The following is a 19,796-nucleotide window of genomic DNA, read 5'->3' on the forward strand; positions in this document are numbered from 1 at the left end:
TTCCAGCCCGACGTCCAGAATGCTCCCCTCTTTGTTGATGCCGTGATTAAAGTAGATGTCGAATTCGGCTTCGGCAAACGGCGGCGCCACCTTGTTCTTCACGACCTTCACCTTGGTGCGCGAGCCGATCACTTCCTGCGCGTTCTTGATGGTGCCGATGCGCCGAATGTCGATGCGGACCGACGCGTAGAACTTGAGCGCGTTGCCGCCGCTGGTGGTTTCCGGATTGCCGAACATCACGCCAATCTTCATGCGGATCTGATTGATGAAGATCACGATGGTGCGCGAGCGCGAAATGACCGAGGTCAGCTTGCGCAGCGCCTGCGACATCAGGCGCGCCTGCAGACCCATCTGCGGCTCGCCCATCTCGCCTTCGATCTCGGCGCGCGGCACCAGCGCCGCGACGGAATCGATCACCAGCACGTCGATCGCGCCCGATTGCACCAGCGTCTCGGTAATCTCGAGCGCCTGCTCGCCGTTATCCGGCTGCGAGATCAGCAGGTCTTCGACCTTGACGCCGAGCTTGCGCGCGTAGGCTGCGTCGAGCGCGTGTTCGGCGTCGATGAAGGCGCAGGTGCCGCCGAGTTTTTGCGCCTCCGCGATGACCTCGAGGGCGAGCGTGGTCTTGCCCGACGATTCCGGGCCGTAGATTTCCACGACGCGTCCACGCGGTAATCCGCCGACTCCGAGCGCTATGTCCAATCCGAGCGAGCCGGTCGATACGACCGCGATGTCGGCCTGAATCGCCTGCTCGCCGAGCTTCATGATCGAGCCCTTGCCGAACTGTTTCTCGATCGTGCTTAGCGCCAGGTCGAGAGCCTTGCTTTTGATCTCTTGAGCCATCGAATCAGCCTTGACAAATTGAGGAATGCTGCACGAATCTTGCCACAAACGCGCGACGATAGCGCTAGGGGCGCCGCGCGGGTGTCCACAGAAAATCGAACTGAACGGTCGCAGCGGTAACGAAAACGACTGGCGGATGCGCGCTAGTCGGTGGACCCATGCTTGCCAAAGAGGTAGGTGGCGAGCGCCTCGTGGCGCGCGGCTTCCTTGCCAGGATGGCTCCGGTAAAGCGTCAGCGACTCGATTCTCGAACTGCCGAATTCGCGATCTTTCATTTCGAGAATTGCCTGGCGCGTTTTTGAAAATCCGCGCAGATTCCGCACCCGTCCGATCGTCAGATGCCCGGTCCAGCGCCGGCTGTCGCGCTCGAATCCGCATTCGACGCTGAGCGCCTCGACGCGCGATGCGAGCGCGCCCAGTTCGGCGCTGTGCAATCCGACCCAAATCGTGCGCGGGCGCTGGAGATTCGGAAACGCACCCACGCCTTCTGCGGCCAGCTCGAACGGATCGGTCTCGAGCGCGAAGTCATGCAGCGCCGCGGTGAGATGCTCGAGGCGATGCGCATCGACCGACGGTCCGAGGAATTTCAGCGTTACGTGCAGGTTTTCGCGCCGGACCCATCGGACGCCGTCGCGCGGGCGGCTTAGCTCCGCGATCGTGGCAGCGACGGAATCCTCGACCTGCGCGCCCATCCGAATCGCGACGAACGCGCGCACCCCGGGATGTCCATGCGACGGAAAGTCGTCGCGAGCGTGTTCGCGCGCATGCCCTTCCGCCCAGTGAACCATCGCCCTTAGCTCGAGAGCGCGTGCTCGACCAGCGGCAATCGATCGTTGCCGAAGAACATCGAGCCCTCGACGAACATCGTGGGCGAGCCGAAGCCGCCGCGCTCGATCAATTCCTCGGTGTTGGCGCGCAGCTTGGCCTTGTATTCCTCGGACCCGATCTTGGCGAAATATTCCTTTTCGTCGAGGCCGACCTGGCGCACGATATCGCGCAGCACGTCGTCCTGGCTGATGTCGCGATTGTCGCCCCAGTAGCTTTCGAACACGCGCCGCGAGTATCTCGAAATGAGATTGTGCTCGTGCGCGACGAACGCGCCGCGCATCGCCTTGACCGAGTTGACCGGGAACACGGTCGGGTTGCCGATCTTGATGCCGTAGAAATTCGCCCAATCGCGAAGATCCTTGGTGTAGTACTTCGCCTTCACCGGCACCGGCTTGGCGCGGCTTTCATAGACCGACGGATTGACGGTGTTAAAGAGACCGCCGACCAGAATCGGCTTCCAGACCAGGTCGGCGCGATGACGATGCGCCACTTCCTCGATCTTGGTGAACGCGAGATAAGTCCAGGGACTGGAGCAATCGTAGAAAAACTCGAGCTTCGCCATCGCGGTTAAACTCCGTCGAGATTCGATGCGTACAGAATTACAGCGCGATGCGGCGCTTGGCCAGCATCGCGCGCTCGAGCACGCGCCGCGATCAGCGTTCGGCGACGGTATTGCGCCCGTCGATCTCGATCAGATCCGCGCGCACGACGCCGATGAACGCCTGCGATTCGATCCTGAGCGGCAGTCGGCGCTTGTCCGCCGAGATCCAGAGCACGGTGCCGTGCGCCTGACTGCGCAGATTGCCGTCGCTCAGATACAGCACGTCGGGCACGATTCGCCACGCGTCGAAGTCGCCGAGCGAGGTGCGAATCCGCTCGCGCTTCTCGACCTCGAAAGAGAAAACGTAGCGTTGGCTGCCGCTGAAAACGTCGAAGGCGTAGCGCTTGCCGACCGCGAATTCCTGCGTCAGAGCCATCATCGCGCCGGACAGCGGACCGTACGGATTCGATGCAATGAATTCCCTGGTCTGTTTGCCCTTGTGATTTTCCTTGAGCAGCGTGACCTTCTGCGCGGGGCGGTCGAAGGTCACGGTGTAGTAATTGAGCCTGCTGTTCTCGTGCTGAACGAGGTACAGCTCAGCGCTTTGCAGTGAATCGACCGCGATATTTTCGCGCATGTAATCGCGCATCCGGTAGAACACGTCGGCAAAGGCGTTGGTCTGAACCCAGATCTCGGGCACCCAGCGCGTCGGGTCCTTTTTCTTTTTGTGGAAGATGATTTTCGCTTGCGCGGCCGGCACCCCGATCCACGACGCCTGATAGACGAGTTGCTCGCCGTCGTGGAAGGGCAGCGGACCGAGCTTGTAGGCAGGCACCTGCGTCTTGATGTCGTCGGGCAGCGCCATCGGCGTCGGCGATGGCTTCGGACTGCGGCGGGCCCGTCGTTGAGCCTTCGCCGCTGGCTCTGCCGCAGGATCGGCAAACAACTGCATCGGAATTGCGATGCCGATCAGCAGGTACAGTGTCGCAATTACCGATAGTCTGAGAATTCGGGCAGTTGCTCGAGGCCGGAGGAAGTGGGTGTTGGATCGAGATGTATCGTGATCGATGCGCTTGCTTGCAATGGATCCCATAATCACCAATAATTTTGGCCGATCGTGGAGGTCGCGTATATGTTGAAGCCAGGATATTTGTTCGCAGTCCTCGCGCTTGGTGGAGCGATTGCCGTGCCACGACTGGCGCTCGCGCAATACGGCGGCCAGGGCATGGGCAGCGCGCTCAGCAACAACGCGATGGTGCATCAAGGCACGATGCGCGCCGGTGTCGATGACATGGCGAGGCGCGCCTCGAAGGAAACGCCCTTCAAAATAATCAAGGACGTCAAGCTCGGCCTCAAGGACGCCGACCCGAATGTGCGCGTCGGCGAGTTGAACAAACTGCGCTGGCTGAAAGACGCCGAAGTGAATGAAATCCTGTTGACGGCGATGTCGGACCCCGATCTCCGGGTGAAGATCAAGGCGATCGATCTGCTCGGCGCGCGCGAAGCCAACGTCGCCGTCCCCGCGATGGACTCGATGCTGTTTCTGCGCTCGACGGAGCCGATCGTAAAGCTGCATCTGATCGCGGCGCTCGGCCGGATCGGCGATGCGCAAGCGACTCTGCCGGTCATGCAGTTTCTGAGCGTCGAGCAGGACGAGCGCGGCCGTGGGACCGCGGTGTTCGCACTCGGCGAGATCGGCAGCGATCAGGCGACGCCGGTACTGACCAAGGTGATCGCGGAAGACAACAGCCCGATGGTGCGGCGGCTCGCGCAGGAAGCGACGCAAAAGATCAGCGGGGAGTTGCCGACCGAGCACAAGAAGGAACTCGCCTCGCAGACCAACAAGGAAATCCAGCCAACCGATCAGAAGCTCGCCAAGATTCGCGAGATGGACAAGAAACTGCAGGATATGGAACGCTAGGCGACTCGCGATAACGTCGCGGCAAAGCCGTGCGGAATCGATCCGCGCGGCTTTTTCTTTGGATGCGCTACATCGCGAGGCCGCCGTCGATCTGGATAACCGCGCCCGTAATGTATGAAGCGGCGTCGCTCAGCAGAAAAGCCGCGAGCGGCGCGACATCCTCGACTTTGCCGAAGCGGCCGAGCGGGATCATCGCGAGCGCCTGATTGCGATTCTCTTCCGGCAGCGCCGCAGTCATGTCGGTCTCGATAAAGCCCAGCGCGAGCGCGTTGACGCGGACATTCAGGCGCCCGACTTCCTTCGCGATCGATTTGGTCAGCCCGATCAGGCCCGCCTTCGAGGCCGAGTAGTTCGCCTGCCCCGGCAGCCCGATAAGTCCGCTGACCGACGTGATATTCAGGATCGATCCGCGCTTCGCCTTCATCATCATGAACACCGTGGCGCGCGCGAAGTTGAACGCCCCCGTCAGATTGACGCGGATTACCTCGTTCCAGTCGTCCTCGGACATCATCACGAAAACCTTATCGCGCGTGAGGCCCGCGTTGTTGACGAGTCCATCGATTTGTCCTAACTCTTTCTTGGTCGCATTGACCATCTCGCGCACGCTCTTCAGATCGCCGACATCTACTTTGTAGGCGAGCGCCTTGACGCCGAGCCCCTCGATTTCGGCCTTCAACTGATCGGCCTGTTGTTCGCTCTTCACGTAGTTGAACGATACGTTGGCGCCCCGCCGCGCAACTTCGATCGCGAGCGCGCGTCCGATTCCGCGCGTCGCACCGGTAATTATGATGCCCTTGCCTTCGAGGTCTTTCACGATGCTCTCCATTGCGCGCCGTTGCCGCTCAAGCCTTCTCGACCGAATCAGCTTCAGCCATTTCGCGCTCCAGTATTGGGCGATATTGATCGATGTAAGACAGGTAATTGTAGCCGAAGTTGCGCTCGAGTTCGGCGTCATACTTGGGCGGCTCTGCGCCCAGGTCCTTCGCGAGCCACGTCACCAGCAACCATTCTTCCGAGCGAGGCGCCTTGCGAAACGCATCGCGCCGAACCATTACTTGCGTCGTGCTCGAGGCGGTAAGCCGCGCGAGCAACGGAATCAATTCGCTTTCGTTGCGAGTCATCTCGTCGCGCGCAAAAAGATTCACCGAATACAGCAGCATCGTGCGGAGACAGGCCGCGACCGTCTCGGGCGTCGCGCGCTCGCGATACGCGGCGAGCGGTCCGCGCGGCGAAAGTGCGTAGGCTATGAAATCGGCGTTGGCGTCGAGCAGCGAGGATATGAACTGGATCGCGCGCGGCGATCCGGATTCAGCGAGATGCGCGCGGATATGCTCGAGTCCCGGCCGCGCGAGCCGCCGCATGAAACGCCGCCGCGCCGGTGAAAGCCAGTAGAGCAATCCGGAAAGCATCGCGGGATCGATTTAACACGTGCGCGCGCGAAAATTGAAATCAGCCAAAAAAGAAAGGGCCACCCCGTTTGGAGCGGCCCGACGATTCGATTTACTGCGCGGCTAGGCGCTGAATGACGACCCGCATCCGCAGGTGCGGCTCGCCCGGGGATTGTCGAAGCGGAAGCCCGCGCCGTGCAAGCCCTCGACGTAGTCGAGCGTCGTGCCGGCGATGTACGGCAGCGAAATCTCATCGACGTAGATGCGCACGCCGTCGAATTCCGCGACGCGGTCGCCTTCCTTCTCGATGTCGAAATTGAGCGAGTATTGAAAGCCCGAGCATCCGCCGCCGGTCACGCCGATCCGCAGTCCGTGCAGCGCGTCTAGCTTCTCGTTCTCGCGCATCTTGCGGACCATGCCGATCGCTTTCGGCGTAAGCTGCACGTTGGGCAGCGAACTGATGTCGATTCGCTCGACCGGCGCGGTTTCGGTGTGTTCGTGTGATTCGTGGGACATGTCGTATCTCTCCATGCGTCCGTGAGGGGCGCTTACCTGCTCAATCTAACCATCGTCGAGCAGCTAAGCTTAGCGCAAAAGTGGAGTCAATGCATCCGCTATTGCCAACTCGATAATACCGCTAAAATGCTAGTGTTTGTCTCGACCGGGCCAATGAATCGTGCAAATCAAACCGTGGTTGAGGCTGCCCATCGGCAGGGTTTCGCGCTGGTCGGATTCGCGCTGCTTCGGCGGCTTGATGAACGAGACGATTTCTACCGTCGATGGCTCCAGGATGGCCGCCACGGTGCGATGGAATACCTCGCGCTCGGCCCCGAGCGCAGGATCGATCCGCGCACACTCGACGCGCGATTCAAATCGATCGTGAGCCTCGCCTATCCGTACGCGCCGCCGCAAACCGCGGCCGCAACCTCGATCGATTGGCGCGCTCAGATGCGCGGGCGAATCGCAGCGTACGCGCTCGGACGCGACTATCACGACTACGTGCTCAACGCGGCGTGCGCCGTCGCGGAAGCGATCGCGGATGCGCGGCCCGGTGCAATCACGCGCGCCTACGTCGATACCGGTCCGGTGTTCGAGCGCGAATGGGCCGCCGCCGCGCGCCTCGGATGGTTCGGCAAGAACACGATGCTGCTGAATCGCGATCAGGGCTCATACTTTTTTCTGGCCGAGATTTTCACCGACGCGGAGTTCGAGCCGTCGCGAGAGCCGTATCGCGAGCATTGCGGGACATGCCGGCGATGCCTCGATCTCTGCCCGACTGGCGCGCTCGCGGACGGCTACGTGATGGAATCGCGGCTCTGCATCTCGTATCAGACGATCGAGAATCGCGGCGCAATCCCGGTTGCTCTGCGGCCCAAGCTCGCTAACTGGATCTTCGGCTGCGACGTCTGCAACGAAGTCTGTCCCTGGAACGGGGATGCGAGTTCAGAGGTTAATTCGAAAGATCTCATTCCGTTTTTGCCCGACTTGCTGGCGCTCGACGAAGGCAGTTTCAGCCGGCGGTTCACCGGCAGCGCGGTCAAACGCGCAAAGCGGCGCGGATTGCTGCGCAACGTCGCAGTCGCGCTCGGCAACACGCGAAATCCCGATGCAGTGTCGGCGCTTGCACGATCGCTCGATTCAGAGAAAGAGCCTCTGGTGCGCGCGCATGCGGCGTGGGCGCTCGGACAAATCGGCGGCGTCGATGCTCGCCGCGTCCTCGAAGCGGCGCGAGCGCGGGAATCCGACGATTCGGTTCTCGCGGAAATCCGGGCGGCGCGCAAAATAATCTGAAGTAACCCGCTTGTCAAAACGGGCGCGCATTGGAAGACTGGAGTGATTGGTGCCAATCCGATGAATGACGCGCGGCGCGAATTCGCGATGCTTGCGGCCCGGGAGCCAGTGCCATTGGCGCGGGGCGCGCTGCTGATCGCGAAGGAGGAATATCCGGACCTCGATGTCGAAGCGTGGCTCGATCAGCTTGCGGCGCTCGCGCGCGAGGCGGAGCCGATCGTGCGCGCGGGCTCGGACACCGTCGAGAAAATCCATCTGCTCTCACACTTCCTGTTCGAGCTGAAGGGATTCGAGGGCAACGCGGAAAATTTCGGCGACCCGCGCAATTCATTTCTCAATAAAGTGATCAAGCGCCGCCTTGGCATTCCGATCACCTTGTCGATCATCTACCTCGAAGTCGGACGCCGCCTCGGAATCAATCTGTACGGCGTGTCGTTCCCGACTCATTTCCTGGTCAAGGCGGTGGACGAACGCGGCGAACTGATTATCGATCCGTTTGCGGGCGGCAAAATTCTCGCGCTCGACGAAATCCGCGCGCGCCTGACGCAGATTTATGGACAACCGGTCGACCTGCATCCCACGATGCTGAAAGCCGTGGGCGCGCGGCATATTCTCACGCGGGTTTTGCGCAATCTCAAAAATATCTACGCCAACGCGTCGGACTGGAATCGCACGCTGGCGGCGCTCGATCGCATCCTGCTGCTCGATCCGCGCGCGCTCGAGGAATTGGTCGAACGCGGTGGTATCTACGAGCGCCTCGAATGCTTCAAGCCGGCGCTCGACGACTACCAGAGTTTTCTTTCGCAGGCGCCGGAGCATCCTGCCGCCGAAACGGCGCGGGAAGCGGTGCTGCGGCTGGTGCGCCAGGTCGCGCTGATCAACTAATCGCATCGACATTCTTTAATGGCCGCATCACCGAAAGGCGACTTCTTCGATTCGAGCAGAGCCGCCGTTCAGGATCGCGAACTGCAGCGCAAGCTCGAGAGCGCCAGCACGCGTCATCTCGATCACTTCGCAATCGTCAAGGCCGAATTCCCGCTGTACGAAGCCGAGAAAGACGCGGCGCATCGAATCAAGACCGACGCGATTGCGCATCTCGACGAGTTGCTGATTCAGCTCACCGACAAGCTGCACGCCAACGGATGCAAGGTGTTCTTCGCCGAGAACGCGGAGCAGGCGCGCAAGTACATCGTCGATCTGGCGAAAGCGAAAGGCGCGACCCGCGTCGTCAAGGGAAAATCGATGACGACCGAAGAGATCGAGCTGAATCCCGCATTCAAGGCGGCGGGAATCGATCCGGTCGAGACTGATCTCGGCGAGTATATCGTGCAGCTTCGCGGCGAAGGTCCGTCGCACATCATCACGCCGGCGATTCATCTGTCGAAAGAAGACATCGGGCATTTATTCACCGAGCAGTTCGGAATTGAATATACCTCCGAGCCCGAAAAACTCACGGCTGAAGCGCGCCAGCGGCTGCGCGCGATTTTTCTCACCGCCGATTTCGGCATCACCGGCGTCAATTTCGCGATCGCGGAGACGGGCACGCTGATCGTCGTCGAGAACGAGGGCAACGGACGTTTGTCGAGTTCGATGCCGGATACGTTCGTCGCGATAATGGGAATCGAAAAAGTGATTCCGCGGCTCGCGGACTTGAGCCACTTTCTGGAAATTCTCGCGCGCACCGCGACCGGACAGAAACTGACCACCTACACCAGTTTCATCTCCGGGCCGCGGCGGGAAGGCGAACTCGATGGTCCGCGCGAGATGCATGTCGTGATTCTCGACAACGGGCGCAGCGCGATGCTCGCCGATCCGGTGTTGCGGGAAGCGCTCAACTGCATCCGCTGCGGCGCGTGTCTGAACGTCTGTCCGATCTATCGCAGAATCGGCGGTCACGCATACAAGTCAGTATATCCGGGACCGATTGGGTCAATAGTCAGTCCAAATCTATTTGGCAGTGCGGCTGGCTATCTGCCGTTCGCCTCGACTCTGTGCGGTGCGTGCAAGGATATTTGTCCTGTGAAGATCAATATTCCGCGCATCCTGCTGCATCTGCGATGGAAGGAAACCGAGGGCGAGCGTCCGCTCAAATGGCCGGCGGCGCTGGAAGGCGCACGGGCGGGGGCGCGGCGATTCGCCGGCATCGCGCGGCATCCGCGGACCATCCGGATGCTCGGGCGGCTGGCCGCGCAGATGCTGAAGCCATTCGCGCACAACGGTTATCTCCGCCGGATGCCATCACCGTTCAGCAACTGGACGAAATACCGAAACTTCCCGCGACCGCATCCGCATAAGCGCCGGCCGGCATCGTCCGAAGTTCGGGAGCCTTGACGTTGGCCGAGGCTCACAAAATACTCGCGACGATCAAGACCGCGCTCGAAGCAGGCGAGAGGCAGCAATATCTCGACCTCGCGAACAATCATGCACCGGTTGTCCCGCCCACGCGGAGGGTGCCGATCGCCGGACCGGAGCATCGCGCGGAATTAGCTACTTCGCTGGCGCGCGAGCTTGAACTCGTCGGCGGCAAATTTGCCGGAATAGTCAGTCCAGCCGAACTGAGTAATCGAATCGTGACGCTGGCGCGCGAGATCGGCGCCAAAGTGATTGCGATTGGCGAGGGCGCCTCGCTCGACATGGACGCGATCGGCGAAGCGCTCGAGCGCGCGGACATCAAGGTAGTGAAAGCAGTTCCCGTCGCCGACTCCGAACGGTTGACAATGCGCGAACAAATAGCGAATGCGGACTTGGGAATCGCCGAGGCCGAGTACGGGATCGCGTCCACGGGCACGCTCGCCGTGATTTCGACCGAAACGCGGCCCGGTTCGCTGACGCTGTTGCCCACGGCGAGCCTGATAATCGTGCAAATCGATCGTGTCGTGCACGATCTTGCTGCGATGCTCGCCGCGCATGGTCCCGCGCGTCTGATCGAGCATCGCCTGACATTGATCACGGGGCCGAGCCGCACGGCTGACATCGAAAAGCGAATCGTGCTGGGAGTCCACGGCCCGAAAGCGCTGCACGTGATCGTGGTGTGGCCGCGCGATGAATGAAGTCCAGTTGTTTTCGACCTGCCTTGCCGAGGAATTTTTTCCGCAGGTCAACGACGCCGCCGCGACCGTGCTCGAACGGCTGCGCGTCAAGGTCATCCCGGTGCGCCGCGCGTTTTGCTGCGGCCAGGTCGCATTCAACGAGGGACTCCGCCAAGAGGCGGTGGGCCTCGCGCGCCGCTTTCTCAAATCTGTCAAGCCGGGCATTCCAATCGTGGCGCCGTCGGGCTCGTGCACCAGTATGCTCAAAATTTTCTATGGCGACTTGCTGGCGAATGAGCCGGCGCTCGCCGAAAAGGCCGCCGCGATTCGTCCGTGGATCTTCGAGTTCTCGCAATTCCTGGTCAACGTACTCAAGGTCAAATACGTCGGCGCGCGATACGAGCGCGCGGTCGCATACCATCCGTCGTGTCATCTGATGCGCGAGCTGAACGTGCGCAGCGAGCCGATGACGCTGCTCAGCGCGGTCAGCGGAATCAAGCTATGCGAGGTGCGCGATCGCGAGGAGTGTTGCGGTTTCGGCGGGATGTTCTCGGTCAAGTTCGCGCATATCTCGGCCGCGATGCTCGGCGACAAGATGGCGCGCATCAAGGACAGCGGCGCGGAAGTCGTGGTGTCGAACGATTGCGGCTGCCTGATGCAAATCGGCGGCGGACTGAATCGCGCGGGCGCCGCGATCGAAACGCGGCATCTCGCGGAGATTTTAGCGGCACGCTAGGACCGCAGCGGAATCGTGGCCAGCGAGTTCGCGATCTTCATCACGCGCTCGTCGAGCCTGGTGAGTTGCTCGGCGACTTCAGAAAGCTTGCGTTCGAGTTCCGTGATGCGCGCGTCGAGGTCCTTGGTGAGAATCCGTTTTGCTCCGCCTGCCGCCATTTCCATCCCCTCCGATACGTCGTGTAGCCCCCAGTTTGATTTCGCGCGGATAGCTCCCGCGATTAGATTAGTACCCCGATAACTCCAGATTGCCAACTATGCCGTCCGGGAGTAGGGCGAGAAAAAATCCGGGATTCTTCGGCCGCGCAGCCTTCGCATCAGAATGACAAACGTCGTGAGGTCCACTCGCCTTACAAAGACTCACAGACGCTCGGGATGACAAGTGGGGAGCATCGTTCGATTGATGCAGTGGGAGCAAATAGATCAGGCGGCGGATTAAACAGGCGGGGATGATTTTTCATATCGTAAAGAGATCGGAGTGGGAAGCGGCGGCGCGAATCGGATCCTATCGCCCGGCGAGCGTCGATGCGGAAGGCTTCATTCATTGCTCGACGCTCGCGCAATTGATCGGCACTGCGAATCGATTTTATCGTGGAGAGAAAGATTTGGTCGTGCTCTGTATCGACGAGAATAGGCTGGCGATGCCGCTGAAGTTCGAAGGTCCATCGATGCCCGATCATGACAAGCTGGATCGTGAAAACGCAGACGAATTGTTCCCGCACATTTATGGAGCGCTGAATCTCGAGGCGGTGACGAGGGTCATCGAGTTGCGGTGTGCCGCCGATGGACGGTTCGCGATGCCCGACGAATTGCGCGAAGCCTAGGCGACCTACTTCGCCGCCGGCGCGGGCACCTCGACCATCCGGGCGGTGGTGTCGTGGTCGTACTCGAGATGCAACGCGCGCACGATCATCCCGTGCATCCGCCAGAGCCCGATCACGTAGAACAATTCCATGATTTGCTCGTCGGGCAGATGGGCCTTGAGCGCGGCGAAGGTGTCGTCTTCGACCAGGTTGCGGCCAACCAGTTCGTCGGTGGCTTGCATCACGGCGCGTTCGACCGGCGTGAACTTGTCGCTGACCGCCCATCCCTTGATGGCGGCGAGTTTTTCCTCGGGCAGCCCGACCATCCGGGCGACCTTCATGTGTTGAGAGTATTCGAACTTCGAGTCGCCGACGATCCCGGTGCGGACGATCGCGAGTTCCCGCAGTCGGGCCGGTAGTTTCCGGCCGGGCTGCATCAGGGCCATCAGCGAGTTACGCGCCTGGAACAGCAAATCGGGCACCAGCGCGAAGGTGGTCCAGTAGTCGCCGGGCGTGCCGGTCGCGGTGCCGGGCTGCGCCACCGGATCGCGATCGCCGAAAAATTGCTTGTAGAGTTCCCTGATTTCGGGCGTCGCTTCCGCGGCTGATACCTGACGTAGTCGTCCCATCGAGCAATCTCCTAAAGTGAATGACGCGCGTTGCGCGAGCATCCGGTTCGAGTCGATGGAACTTTCCCGCAAGTGATCGGCGCGCGTCAAATGAAATCAGGCGGCTGAATTATTCGCGGCGAAAATGACGCCGCCGCGATGCGCGGCTCTCATCTCGCACTCTTGCCAGTGCGGCGCGACGGCGCGATAATTCGAGGCTCGGCTCGATACGTGGACGCATAGCTCAGCCCGGTTAGAGCACTTGCCTCACATGCAAGGGGTCGCAGGTTCAAGTCCTGCTGCGTCCACCACTTTCTCCAACATTCTCAAAGACTCTCCTCAGAATAAGTGACCGGTGCGGTCATCTGCTGTGTCAGTTCTGTGTCAGATCGGCGGGTAGCTGCTTTGCCGAAGAATTTCTGGTTTTAGAATCGAGCAGAACGGCGAAGGCTCAGGGCGCGTTCAAGACTCATCTGCGTATTGATTTTCGAACATTGGGACGCTGCATCGGGTCGCTCACGAGTCGCTTTGCGTCGGCGTGGGGTGGGTGGAGTCTGATGGCTGATGATGGAGCGGTGCGGATGATGGAAAGGACTTTTAGTGATCGAATCGTAGAACTGCGGCGATTGCCCGCGCGCGAGCACGTGCAAGCACTAACCCAACGGAGATCAACTGAGATGAGCATCGAGCAAAACAAAGAGACTGCACTCACTTCCTGAAGAACTTCGAGCATCCCGACGCGAAAGCATACGAGGGCATCCTGACCGACGATTTCGAATTCGAGATGATGGGCCGCTTGCCCGGGATCGAGCCGATGCGGGGCAAAGCCGTCTTCCTGAAATCGATGCCGAATACGCTGAAAGCGATGTTCCCCAAGGGCCTCAACATGACGTTCCAGACCGTGGTCGGAGAAGGGCCGCACGTCGCGATCCAGGCGGCGTCGGACACGGTCTCATCCAACGGCAAGAAGTACGCGAATCGGTATCACTTCTATTTTATGTTCAAGGGCGACAAGCTCGCGCAGGTCCGCGAGTACAACGACGTGAACGACGTCCGCGAAGTTTTCACGAGCTGAAAAAGTCGCTTCCGGCCGCTCCGGAAGCCACTGACCGCTGACTATGTGACGGGCGGCAGTCAGAAAATCGGCTTCGCAGCACGACCGATTGTGCCCAATCAAGCGGCAAAAAGTTCGGGCCGAACAGATTGCTCTGTCCGGCCCTAGCCAACCGGGAAAAGGGGGGCAAACCCCGGCCAGCAACCGTATTCTACGCGACTCGCGTCGAGTTGCAACCAAAATAGAGTAAAAAAAGCTTTAGATCGCTACGAAAATCACTACCGTCACACTGTCGATTATCTTTAGCGCCCGCCGCCTATCGCCGGAATGAAATGAATCTCGCTCGTCGCGCCGACGCTCTCGAGCACCCCGCCGGTCGCCATCTCGCCATCGATTGAAACCGCCACCGACGGCTTGAGCTCGTCGTGTTCCAGCAGATGCTCCACGATCGCCGGGAAGCGCTGACCGAGGTTGCGGATAACCTCGCGAATAGTTCTCCCAGGCACATCGACGCGATCGAGGCCGTCGGTGAACTTGCGCAGCAGGGCGGGAATGATCACTGTCGCCATAGTTTGAAAAAGAAGGGCCGGGCGCGAGGCCCGGCCCGTTCCGAATCGACGTCGCTTAGTCGGCCGCCGCCGAATGATGCGCGCTCGATTGATGCTTCAGGATTGCCTTCAGCACCTTCGGCGGCGACATCGGCGTCTCGAGCATCCGGACGCCCACTGCTCGATAGATCGCGTTGGCCAGCGCCGCAGGCGGCGGTATGATCGACGCTTCGCCCACGCCGCGAACGCCCAGCGGGTGCCCTGGGTTGGCTTCCTCGACGATGCAGGTTTCGATCATCGGCAGGTCGAGGCAGGTCGGCATCCGGTAGTCGAGCAATCCACTGTTACGCAGGATGCCCTTGTCGTCGTAGAAGTACTCTTCGTTGAGGCCCCATCCGAGTCCCTGCGCGGTACCGCCTTGCATCTGGCCTTCGACGTAGCTCGGATGAATTGCCTTGCCCGCATCCTGCGCGATCGTGGCTCGGAGGATCTGCACCTTGCCGGTTTCGGGATCGACTTCGACGTCCACGCAGGTGGTCGCAAAGCCAGGTCCGACGCCGCGTCCGTTGACGCTCGCGCGGCCAGTGATTGGTCCGCCGGTGCGGCTTAAGCGCGGCGCCAGGTCCTTGATCGTCATCGGCGGCACGCCGTTGCCCTTCGCGAAGAACTTGCCATCGCGGAATTCGACTTCCTCGGGCTTCTTCTCCCACACCTTGGATGCGCGATTGATCATTTGTTTGACCGCATCCTGCGCCGCCTCGTAAACGGCCATGCCGGTGGCGAACGTGACGCGGCTGCCGCCGGTTACATCGGTATGCCCGATCGAGTCGGTATCCGCGGTTACTGGACGCACCTCGTTGACTGAAAGTCCGAGCACCTCGGCCGTGATCATCGCCATCGAGGCGCGCGAACCGCCGATATCCGGTGAACCAGTCACGACGCTGGCGGTGCCGTCGGCGTGGATATTCACGGTGGCCGATGAGTTCATCCCGGCGTTGAACCAGAAGCCAGACGCGACGCCGCGGCCGCGATTCTTGCCGGTCAGCTTCGACTTGTAGTGATCGCTATTCTTGATCGCTTCGCAGGTCTGGATAAATCCGATGCGCTTGAACGGAGGTCCGACCGTCTGCAGGTCGCCTTCTTTGACGCCGTTCTGGATGCGGAAATCGATCGGATCGATTCCGCACTTTTCGGCCAGCTCGTCGATCACCGTCTCCGACGCGAACGCGGCGTTGGTCGCGCCCGGCGCGCGATAGGCCGCGGTCTTGGGCCGATTGCAGACTACGTCGTACGCATCGATGAGGAAATTCTCGACCTTGTACGGCGTGATGATACACATCGCGCCCGCGCCGACCGGCGAACCGGGGAACGCGCCCGCCTCGTACGCCATCCAGATTTCAGCCGCAACCAGCTTGCCAGCCTTGGTCGCGCCCATCTTCACCTTGATTTTCGATCCTGAGGTCGGTCCGCTCGCGCGCAGAACCTCGGCCCGCGTCATCACCATCTTCACCGGCGCGCCGGTCTTCTTCGAGAGCAAGACCGACAGCGGCTCGAGATAGACCGTGGTCTTGCCGCCGAAGCCGCCGCCGATTTCAGCGGGCACCACGCGAATCTTGCCGACCGGCATTCCGAGCACCTGGGCGCTCAAGGATCGGACCTCGAAGGGGCCCTGGGTCGAGCAGTAGATCGTCGCGGTGCCGTCCGAACTGTAGATACCGACCGCGTTGTGCGGCTCGATATATCCCTGGTGCACCATCGCGGTCTTGAACTCGCGCTCGACGATGTAATCCGCGCCCTTGAAGGCCTCGGCCACGTCGCCTCGCTTGAACTGGTAGTGCTGCGCGACGTTGGTTTGCTTGTCGCCTTCTTCCTGGTTGCGCAAGCCCTTGTGCAGAATCGTAGCACCCGGCTTCATCGCGTCGTCCACCGTCATCACCGGCGGCAACACTTCGTACTCGACTTCGATCATCCGCACCGCTTCTTCGGCGATGTGGCCGTTGATCGCCGCCACCGCTGCGATCGCATGGCCGTCATACAGCGCGCGGTCGTGCGCCAGGATGTTCAACGAAAGGTGATGCGGATTGATTGCCATCTCGCCGGCTTGCTCGAGCTTGTCGGCGACCGACGGCAAATCCTTGTGCGTCACGATCGCCTTCACGCCAGGCAGCTTGAGCGCCTTGTCGAAATTGATCGACTTGATGATCGCGTGCGCGTGCGGGCTGCGCAGCACCTTGCCGTGCAGCATCCCGGGAAAGGTGTAGTCAGCGCCGTACTTCGCGCGCCCGGTCACTTTGTCTGCGCCGTCGTGCCGAATCGGACGGGTGCCGATTACTTTGTATTTGCCGGTGGTAGTTGATTCCGCCATGGTCAGACCTCTTGTTCGCGTGGTCGTATCTTATGATCGCTCGGAGCGCTGATTCTAGCGCGCCGCCGCAGCTTTGCCGTCGCCGTGAGAACGCAAGTCGGCTGCCGCATCCAATACCGCTTTTACAATCTTGTCGTAACCGGTGCATCGGCAGAGATTCCCCGCCAGCGCATACCGCACGTCCGCCTCGTTGGGCTCCGGATTGCGATCGAGTAGGCCCTTCGCCGCCATCAGAAAGCCCGGCGTGCAGATCCCGCATTGCAGGCTGGCGTGCTCGAGGAACTTACGCTGCAGAGAGTGCAGGGTGCCGGTGGTCGCGAGCCCCTCGACGGTGGTGATGCTGCAGCCTTGCGCCTCGACGCCGAGCATCAGGCACGAATCCACCACGCGCCCGTCGACCATCACGCTGCAGGCGCCGCAATCGCCCGTGAGGCATCCTTCTTTCGCGCCGGTCAGCTCGAGGATATCGCGCAGGCTCTCGAGCAGACTTTGGCGCGGCTCGCAGAGGAACTCGACAGTTTCGCCATTAACCTTAGCTTCTACCAGTGTCTTTTTGGACATTTATCTTGTCGCCGTATTTGATTTTCGAGTTAGTTCTTTTTCGCGCGTTCGGCCGCAATCGCAAGCACCCGCCGCGTCAGCACGCCGGTGATGTGGCGTCGATATTCCGCGGTGCCGCGCATGTCGTCGATCGGCGACGTGCACTCACTCGCCAGCCGGCCGGCTTCCGCGAGGGACGCATCGTCGAGCTTCTTGCCCGCCAGCGATTCCGCCGCTTTGGTCGCGACCAGCGGAGTCGCCGCGACCGCCGCGAGTCCTATGCGCGCCGACTTGATCTTCTCGCCGTCGAACGTCACCGCCGCGCCGACTCCGACCACCGCGATATCCATCTCGTTGCGCGGGATGAAGCGCAGATACGCGTCACTCGAATGCGGCGCGGGCGGGGGAATCAGCAGTTCGACCAGCAATTCGCCGGGCTCGAGCACGGTCCGTCCCGGCGATACCACGAACGACTCGACCGGCACCTCGCGCTCGCCCTTCGCGCCGACGATCCGCGCCTTCGCGCCGAGCGCGATCAGCGACGGCGTCGTATCAGCCGCGGGCGATCCATTGCACAGATTGCCGCCGACCGATGCGCGGTTCTGAATCTGCAAGGATCCGATCAGATGCGCCGCCTCGGTCAATCCGGGGTAGTAGCGATGCATCATCTCGCTCTCGTGAATCTCGATACATTGAACGGCCGCGCCGAGGCGAAGTCCCTTCTTCGGATCGAAGGAGAGACTCCGCAGTTCCTTGATTTTTTTTACATCGACCAGATGCTCGGTGCGGCGAACTCCGGCGCGGAGCTGGATAATGATATCCGTGCCGCCGCAGAACGGGCGCGCTTTCTCGCCGTGCGCCTTCAGGATGCTGACTGCCTGCTCGAGCGTGCTTGGGGCTTCGTAATTTATCGCGTGCAAGGGTGGGAAACCTCCGGGGATCGGGCTTACGTTATACCCGACTTTATTCCTTAGCTAGCCTGTTTAAGGCCTTTCGCGGAAAAGGGCAAGCGCGCGCCGTTGGCATCCGCGGCGTTTAGCGTAATCATCAACCGCGGAGGCGCTCCCCACGATGGCTGATCACGTCGTTTTTCTCTTCGATGTCGACAACACGCTGATCGATAACGATCGCATCATCGCCGACATGATGCGTCATCTCGAGCAGGATATCGGCGCCGCGCCGGCCAAAAAATACTGGGAGTACTTCGAGGAAATCCGCGGCGAGCTCGGCTACGCCGATTACCTCGGCGCGCTGCAGCGCTACCGGATCAATAATCCCCGCGACTTTCACATCGTCTCGGTGTCGCGCTTCCTGATGAATTATCACTTCGCCAACCGGCTCATCCCCGGTTCGCTCGACGTACTCGAACGTTCCCAGCAATTCGGCGAAATCGCGATCCTGTCGGACGGCGACATGGTTTTTCAGCCGCTCAAGGTCGAGCGCTCGGGGCTGGACGACGCCGTCGATGGCAAGGTGATGATCTACATTCATAAGGAGCAGGAACTCGACGACGTCGCGGCGCGGTACCCGGCCGACCACTACGTTCTGATCGACGACAAGATTCGAATTTTGGCGGCGGTGAAGAAAGTCTGGGGCGATCGCGTGACGACCGTGTTCCCGCGCCAGGGACATTACGCGACCGATCTGAAGGAAGTCGCCAAGTATCCAGCCGCCGACGTGATGATCGATCGAATCGATCAGATGCTCGAGTACGATCTCGCCCGCCTGCGCGCCTCCACCGGCAAAGCGCTGTGAGTAGATGGCAGCCGTCGCCTGAGAATGACAACGTGGTGAGCGATCACCCGAGAAAATCTTCACAAACTCTGAGAGCACGCGCGCGCCGACGGATCGCAAGCTCTCGCGCGCGCCGGTCTATTTTTCGGGCGGGCGAATTTTTTGCTCGACCATTTCGCCGACTAGTTCCGCGCGCGCTTTCTTGATGTCCATCAGATGATGCGTGCGAGCCTGCGCGATCTCATCGGCTGTGTACGGCTTGAAATCAGCGGGCAGACGGTCCGTGCTGAACGATTTCAGGATCCAGTTCATCACTGCGGCGGTGTCGGCGTTATTCAGCGCCGACTGCGATACGCCTGGCACCGAGATCAAATACTCGCGGCCACCTTTCACCCGCAGAAAATCGGCCGCGTCGCGCAGCGGCGGCGCGGTGCCGGGAATTCCCTCGCCGTGCGGACGATGGCATCCCCAGCAATTCAGCATATAGAGCTGCTCGGGAGGTTCCGCGAGTGCGAACGTCGGCGCGAGCGCGAGCATCACGACGACGACGATCATCGCGCGCCGGCGCGTCATGGCGCGGCCCCATCGACAGGATGCGCCTTTTTCAGCTCATTCATCAGCGACTCGCGGAGGCGCGGAAGCTCGGTGGACGAATCCGGCGTGGCGCGCGCCTGTTTAACTTCTTCCGCAGCGATCGGCGTGAAGTCCTTCGGCAATTTATCCGCGTTGAATTTGGTCAGCACGTAGTTCAACACGTCGGCGATCTCGGCGTCGGGCAACTGCGCGAACGGCGGCATCAGGCCATTGTAAACGATTCCATCCACATCGACCGGTCCGGTCATGCCGCTGAGCGCAACCTGGATCAGGTACCGGCGTCCTTGCTTGAGCTTCAGGTCGGCGCCGATCGAGTTTGCCAGCGGCGGATACATCCCCGGCACGCCCTCCGCGTTCAGCTGATGACAGATCACGCATCGCGCAATGTAAACGTCGGACTCGGCCGCACGACAGGTTGGCGCGAAGAGAATCAGGATCGCGGGAATCGAAAGTACTGCTCCGAGCCTCAACGCC

The 19,796-nt window shown here is 61.0% G+C and carries 24 protein-coding genes and 1 tRNA gene; 10 read left to right on the forward strand and 15 right to left on the reverse strand.

Going from position 1 to position 19,796, the window contains the following annotated elements; translation table 11 throughout:
• The 4 genes from recA to Q7S58_RS07340 form a co-directional block, all read right to left on the reverse strand.
• Positions 1–843 (reverse strand): recombinase RecA (recA, locus tag Q7S58_RS07325; RefSeq protein ID WP_304822771.1); only part of this gene is annotated, 843 nt, incomplete at its 3' end.
• A gap of 143 nt (positions 844–986) precedes the next feature.
• The gene (gene thpR / locus Q7S58_RS07330) at positions 987–1,631 is read right to left on the reverse strand and encodes an RNA 2',3'-cyclic phosphodiesterase (protein WP_304822775.1); all 645 of its coding nucleotides are present in this window, start codon (positions 1,629–1,631) and stop codon (positions 987–989) included.
• A gap of 5 nt (positions 1,632–1,636) precedes the next feature.
• Entirely contained in the window at positions 1,637–2,233 is a 597-nt protein-coding gene (locus tag Q7S58_RS07335) for a 2-hydroxychromene-2-carboxylate isomerase (protein WP_304822778.1), read from the reverse strand.
• A gap of 91 nt (positions 2,234–2,324) precedes the next feature.
• Entirely contained in the window at positions 2,325–3,305 is a 981-nt protein-coding gene (locus Q7S58_RS07340; protein ID WP_304822781.1) for a DUF3108 domain-containing protein, read from the reverse strand.
• 39 nt (positions 3,306–3,344) lie between these two features.
• Between Q7S58_RS07340 and Q7S58_RS07345 the strand changes: the two genes are divergently transcribed.
• A complete protein-coding gene (locus Q7S58_RS07345) occupies positions 3,345–4,133 on the forward strand; it encodes a HEAT repeat domain-containing protein (protein ID WP_304822783.1) in 789 nt (262 codons plus the stop codon).
• Between the two features lie 67 nt (positions 4,134–4,200).
• Here Q7S58_RS07345 and fabG read toward each other — a convergent pair whose 3' ends face one another.
• The 3 genes from fabG to Q7S58_RS07360 all read right to left on the reverse strand — a co-directional run bounded on the left by fabG (position 4,201) and on the right by Q7S58_RS07360 (position 6,037).
• A complete protein-coding gene (gene fabG, locus Q7S58_RS07350) occupies positions 4,201–4,947 on the reverse strand; it encodes a 3-oxoacyl-[acyl-carrier-protein] reductase (protein WP_304822786.1) in 747 nt (248 codons plus the stop codon).
• Positions 4,948–4,975: 28 nt separating this feature from the next.
• The gene (locus Q7S58_RS07355) at positions 4,976–5,542 is read right to left on the reverse strand and encodes a hypothetical protein (RefSeq protein ID WP_304822789.1); all 567 of its coding nucleotides are present in this window, start codon (positions 5,540–5,542) and stop codon (positions 4,976–4,978) included.
• Positions 5,543–5,644: 102 nt separating this feature from the next.
• Positions 5,645–6,037: an iron-sulfur cluster assembly accessory protein gene (locus Q7S58_RS07360; RefSeq protein ID WP_304822792.1), complete on the reverse strand. Its 393-nt coding sequence runs from the start codon at positions 6,035–6,037 to the stop codon at positions 5,645–5,647.
• 174 nt (positions 6,038–6,211) lie between these two features.
• Between Q7S58_RS07360 and queG the strand changes: the two genes are divergently transcribed.
• The 5 genes from queG to Q7S58_RS07385 are packed head-to-tail and all read left to right on the forward strand — an operon-like array spanning position 6,212 to position 11,077.
• Positions 6,212–7,312: a tRNA epoxyqueuosine(34) reductase QueG gene (gene queG / locus Q7S58_RS07365; protein WP_304822795.1), complete on the forward strand. Its 1,101-nt coding sequence runs from the start codon at positions 6,212–6,214 to the stop codon at positions 7,310–7,312.
• Positions 7,313–7,354: 42 nt separating this feature from the next.
• The gene (locus Q7S58_RS07370; RefSeq protein WP_304822798.1) at positions 7,355–8,197 is read left to right on the forward strand and encodes a SirB1 family protein; all 843 of its coding nucleotides are present in this window, start codon (positions 7,355–7,357) and stop codon (positions 8,195–8,197) included.
• Positions 8,198–8,215: 18 nt separating this feature from the next.
• The gene (locus Q7S58_RS07375) at positions 8,216–9,643 is read left to right on the forward strand and encodes a LutB/LldF family L-lactate oxidation iron-sulfur protein (RefSeq protein WP_304822801.1); all 1,428 of its coding nucleotides are present in this window, start codon (positions 8,216–8,218) and stop codon (positions 9,641–9,643) included.
• A gap of 2 nt (positions 9,644–9,645) precedes the next feature.
• Positions 9,646–10,362, forward strand: coding sequence for a lactate utilization protein (locus tag Q7S58_RS07380; protein WP_304822804.1), 717 nt, complete (start codon positions 9,646–9,648; stop codon positions 10,360–10,362).
• The gene (locus tag Q7S58_RS07385; RefSeq protein ID WP_304822807.1) at positions 10,355–11,077 is read left to right on the forward strand and encodes a (Fe-S)-binding protein; all 723 of its coding nucleotides are present in this window, start codon (positions 10,355–10,357) and stop codon (positions 11,075–11,077) included. Before Q7S58_RS07380 ends, Q7S58_RS07385 begins: the two co-directional genes overlap by 8 nt.
• Here Q7S58_RS07385 and Q7S58_RS07390 read toward each other — a convergent pair.
• Complete coding sequence (locus Q7S58_RS07390; protein ID WP_304822811.1) at positions 11,074–11,235, reverse strand: hypothetical protein; 162 nt, start codon at positions 11,233–11,235, stop codon at positions 11,074–11,076. The two genes, Q7S58_RS07385 and Q7S58_RS07390, sit on opposite strands and share 4 nt — an antisense overlap.
• A 290-nt stretch (positions 11,236–11,525) precedes the next feature.
• On the opposite strand from Q7S58_RS07390, the gene Q7S58_RS07395 reads away from it, so the two are divergent.
• Positions 11,526–11,900 carry a DUF952 domain-containing protein gene (locus Q7S58_RS07395; protein WP_304822814.1) on the forward strand — a complete coding sequence of 125 codons (375 nt, stop codon included), beginning with the start codon at positions 11,526–11,528 and terminating at the stop codon, positions 11,898–11,900.
• Between the two features lie 5 nt (positions 11,901–11,905).
• Here the strand turns inward: Q7S58_RS07395 and Q7S58_RS07400 are convergent, their stop codons facing one another.
• Positions 11,906–12,508 carry a carboxymuconolactone decarboxylase family protein gene (locus Q7S58_RS07400; RefSeq protein WP_304822817.1) on the reverse strand — a complete coding sequence of 201 codons (603 nt, stop codon included), beginning with the start codon at positions 12,506–12,508 and terminating at the stop codon, positions 11,906–11,908.
• A gap of 212 nt (positions 12,509–12,720) precedes the next feature.
• On the opposite strand from Q7S58_RS07400, the gene Q7S58_RS07405 reads away from it, so the two are divergent.
• Both Q7S58_RS07405 and Q7S58_RS07410 read left to right on the forward strand, forming a co-directional pair.
• Positions 12,721–12,798 (forward strand) — tRNA-Val (locus Q7S58_RS07405).
• A gap of 404 nt (positions 12,799–13,202) precedes the next feature.
• A complete protein-coding gene (locus Q7S58_RS07410) occupies positions 13,203–13,562 on the forward strand; it encodes a nuclear transport factor 2 family protein (protein WP_304823025.1) in 360 nt (119 codons plus the stop codon).
• Positions 13,563–13,843: 281 nt separating this feature from the next.
• On the opposite strand, the gene Q7S58_RS07415 is transcribed toward Q7S58_RS07410, so the two are convergent.
• From Q7S58_RS07415 to Q7S58_RS07430, 4 genes are read right to left on the reverse strand one after another with little or no spacing between them, the layout of a single operon-like run.
• Positions 13,844–14,110, reverse strand: coding sequence for a MoaD/ThiS family protein (locus tag Q7S58_RS07415; RefSeq protein WP_304822820.1), 267 nt, complete (start codon positions 14,108–14,110; stop codon positions 13,844–13,846).
• A gap of 55 nt (positions 14,111–14,165) precedes the next feature.
• Positions 14,166–16,454 (reverse strand): xanthine dehydrogenase family protein molybdopterin-binding subunit, encoded by a 2,289-nt coding sequence (locus Q7S58_RS07420; protein ID WP_304822823.1) that lies wholly within the window; start codon positions 16,452–16,454, stop codon positions 14,166–14,168.
• A gap of 54 nt (positions 16,455–16,508) precedes the next feature.
• Positions 16,509–17,015, reverse strand: coding sequence for a (2Fe-2S)-binding protein (locus Q7S58_RS07425; protein WP_304822826.1), 507 nt, complete (start codon positions 17,013–17,015; stop codon positions 16,509–16,511).
• A gap of 29 nt (positions 17,016–17,044) precedes the next feature.
• Entirely contained in the window at positions 17,045–17,914 is an 870-nt protein-coding gene (locus tag Q7S58_RS07430) for a xanthine dehydrogenase family protein subunit M (protein ID WP_304822830.1), read from the reverse strand.
• Positions 17,915–18,065: 151 nt separating this feature from the next.
• Between Q7S58_RS07430 and Q7S58_RS07435 the strand changes: the two genes are divergently transcribed.
• Entirely contained in the window at positions 18,066–18,749 is a 684-nt protein-coding gene (locus Q7S58_RS07435; RefSeq protein ID WP_304822832.1) for an HAD family hydrolase, read from the forward strand.
• Positions 18,750–18,866: 117 nt separating this feature from the next.
• Here the strand turns inward: Q7S58_RS07435 and Q7S58_RS07440 are convergent, their stop codons facing one another.
• Both Q7S58_RS07440 and Q7S58_RS07445 read right to left on the reverse strand, forming a co-directional pair.
• On the reverse strand, positions 18,867–19,301 hold the full coding sequence (locus Q7S58_RS07440; protein ID WP_304822834.1) for a cytochrome c: 435 nt from the start codon (positions 19,299–19,301) through the stop codon (positions 18,867–18,869).
• Positions 19,298–19,792 (reverse strand): cytochrome c, encoded by a 495-nt coding sequence (locus Q7S58_RS07445; protein WP_304822836.1) that lies wholly within the window; start codon positions 19,790–19,792, stop codon positions 19,298–19,300. The genes Q7S58_RS07440 and Q7S58_RS07445 overlap by 4 nt, the downstream gene beginning before the upstream one ends.
• Between the last annotated feature and the right edge of the window lie 4 nt (positions 19,793–19,796).

Origin of the sequence: Candidatus Binatus sp. (assembly GCF_030646925.1) — a bacterium.
In the GTDB taxonomy this organism is placed as follows: Bacteria; Desulfobacterota; Binatia; order Binatales; family Binataceae; genus Binatus.

What these genes read in the sequence shown, in the direction of transcription:
- thpR (WP_304822775.1), bottom strand. Translation starts at nt 1,631, where the DNA reads ATGGTTCACTGGGCGGAAGGGCATGCGCGCGAACACGCTCGCGACGAC.
- Q7S58_RS07335 (WP_304822778.1), bottom strand. Translation starts at nt 2,233, where the DNA reads ATGGCGAAGCTCGAGTTTTTCTACGATTGCTCCAGTCCCTGGACTTAT.
- Q7S58_RS07340 (WP_304822781.1), bottom strand. Translation starts at nt 3,305, where the DNA reads ATGGGATCCATTGCAAGCAAGCGCATCGATCACGATACATCTCGATCC.
- Q7S58_RS07345 (WP_304822783.1), top strand. Translation starts at nt 3,345, where the DNA reads ATGTTGAAGCCAGGATATTTGTTCGCAGTCCTCGCGCTTGGTGGAGCG.
- Q7S58_RS07355 (WP_304822789.1), bottom strand. Translation starts at nt 5,542, where the DNA reads ATGCTTTCCGGATTGCTCTACTGGCTTTCACCGGCGCGGCGGCGTTTC.
- Q7S58_RS07360 (WP_304822792.1), bottom strand. Translation starts at nt 6,037, where the DNA reads ATGTCCCACGAATCACACGAACACACCGAAACCGCGCCGGTCGAGCGA.
- Q7S58_RS07375 (WP_304822801.1), top strand. Translation starts at nt 8,216, where the DNA reads ATGGCCGCATCACCGAAAGGCGACTTCTTCGATTCGAGCAGAGCCGCC.
- Q7S58_RS07385 (WP_304822807.1), top strand. Translation starts at nt 10,355, where the DNA reads ATGAATGAAGTCCAGTTGTTTTCGACCTGCCTTGCCGAGGAATTTTTT.
- Q7S58_RS07390 (WP_304822811.1), bottom strand. Translation starts at nt 11,235, where the DNA reads ATGGCGGCAGGCGGAGCAAAACGGATTCTCACCAAGGACCTCGACGCG.
- Q7S58_RS07395 (WP_304822814.1), top strand. Translation starts at nt 11,526, where the DNA reads ATGATTTTTCATATCGTAAAGAGATCGGAGTGGGAAGCGGCGGCGCGA.
- Q7S58_RS07400 (WP_304822817.1), bottom strand. Translation starts at nt 12,508, where the DNA reads ATGGGACGACTACGTCAGGTATCAGCCGCGGAAGCGACGCCCGAAATC.
- Q7S58_RS07415 (WP_304822820.1), bottom strand. Translation starts at nt 14,110, where the DNA reads ATGGCGACAGTGATCATTCCCGCCCTGCTGCGCAAGTTCACCGACGGC.
- Q7S58_RS07420 (WP_304822823.1), bottom strand. Translation starts at nt 16,454, where the DNA reads ATGGCGGAATCAACTACCACCGGCAAATACAAAGTAATCGGCACCCGT.
- Q7S58_RS07425 (WP_304822826.1), bottom strand. Translation starts at nt 17,015, where the DNA reads ATGTCCAAAAAGACACTGGTAGAAGCTAAGGTTAATGGCGAAACTGTC.
- Q7S58_RS07435 (WP_304822832.1), top strand. Translation starts at nt 18,066, where the DNA reads ATGGCTGATCACGTCGTTTTTCTCTTCGATGTCGACAACACGCTGATC.
- Q7S58_RS07440 (WP_304822834.1), bottom strand. Translation starts at nt 19,301, where the DNA reads ATGACGCGCCGGCGCGCGATGATCGTCGTCGTCGTGATGCTCGCGCTC.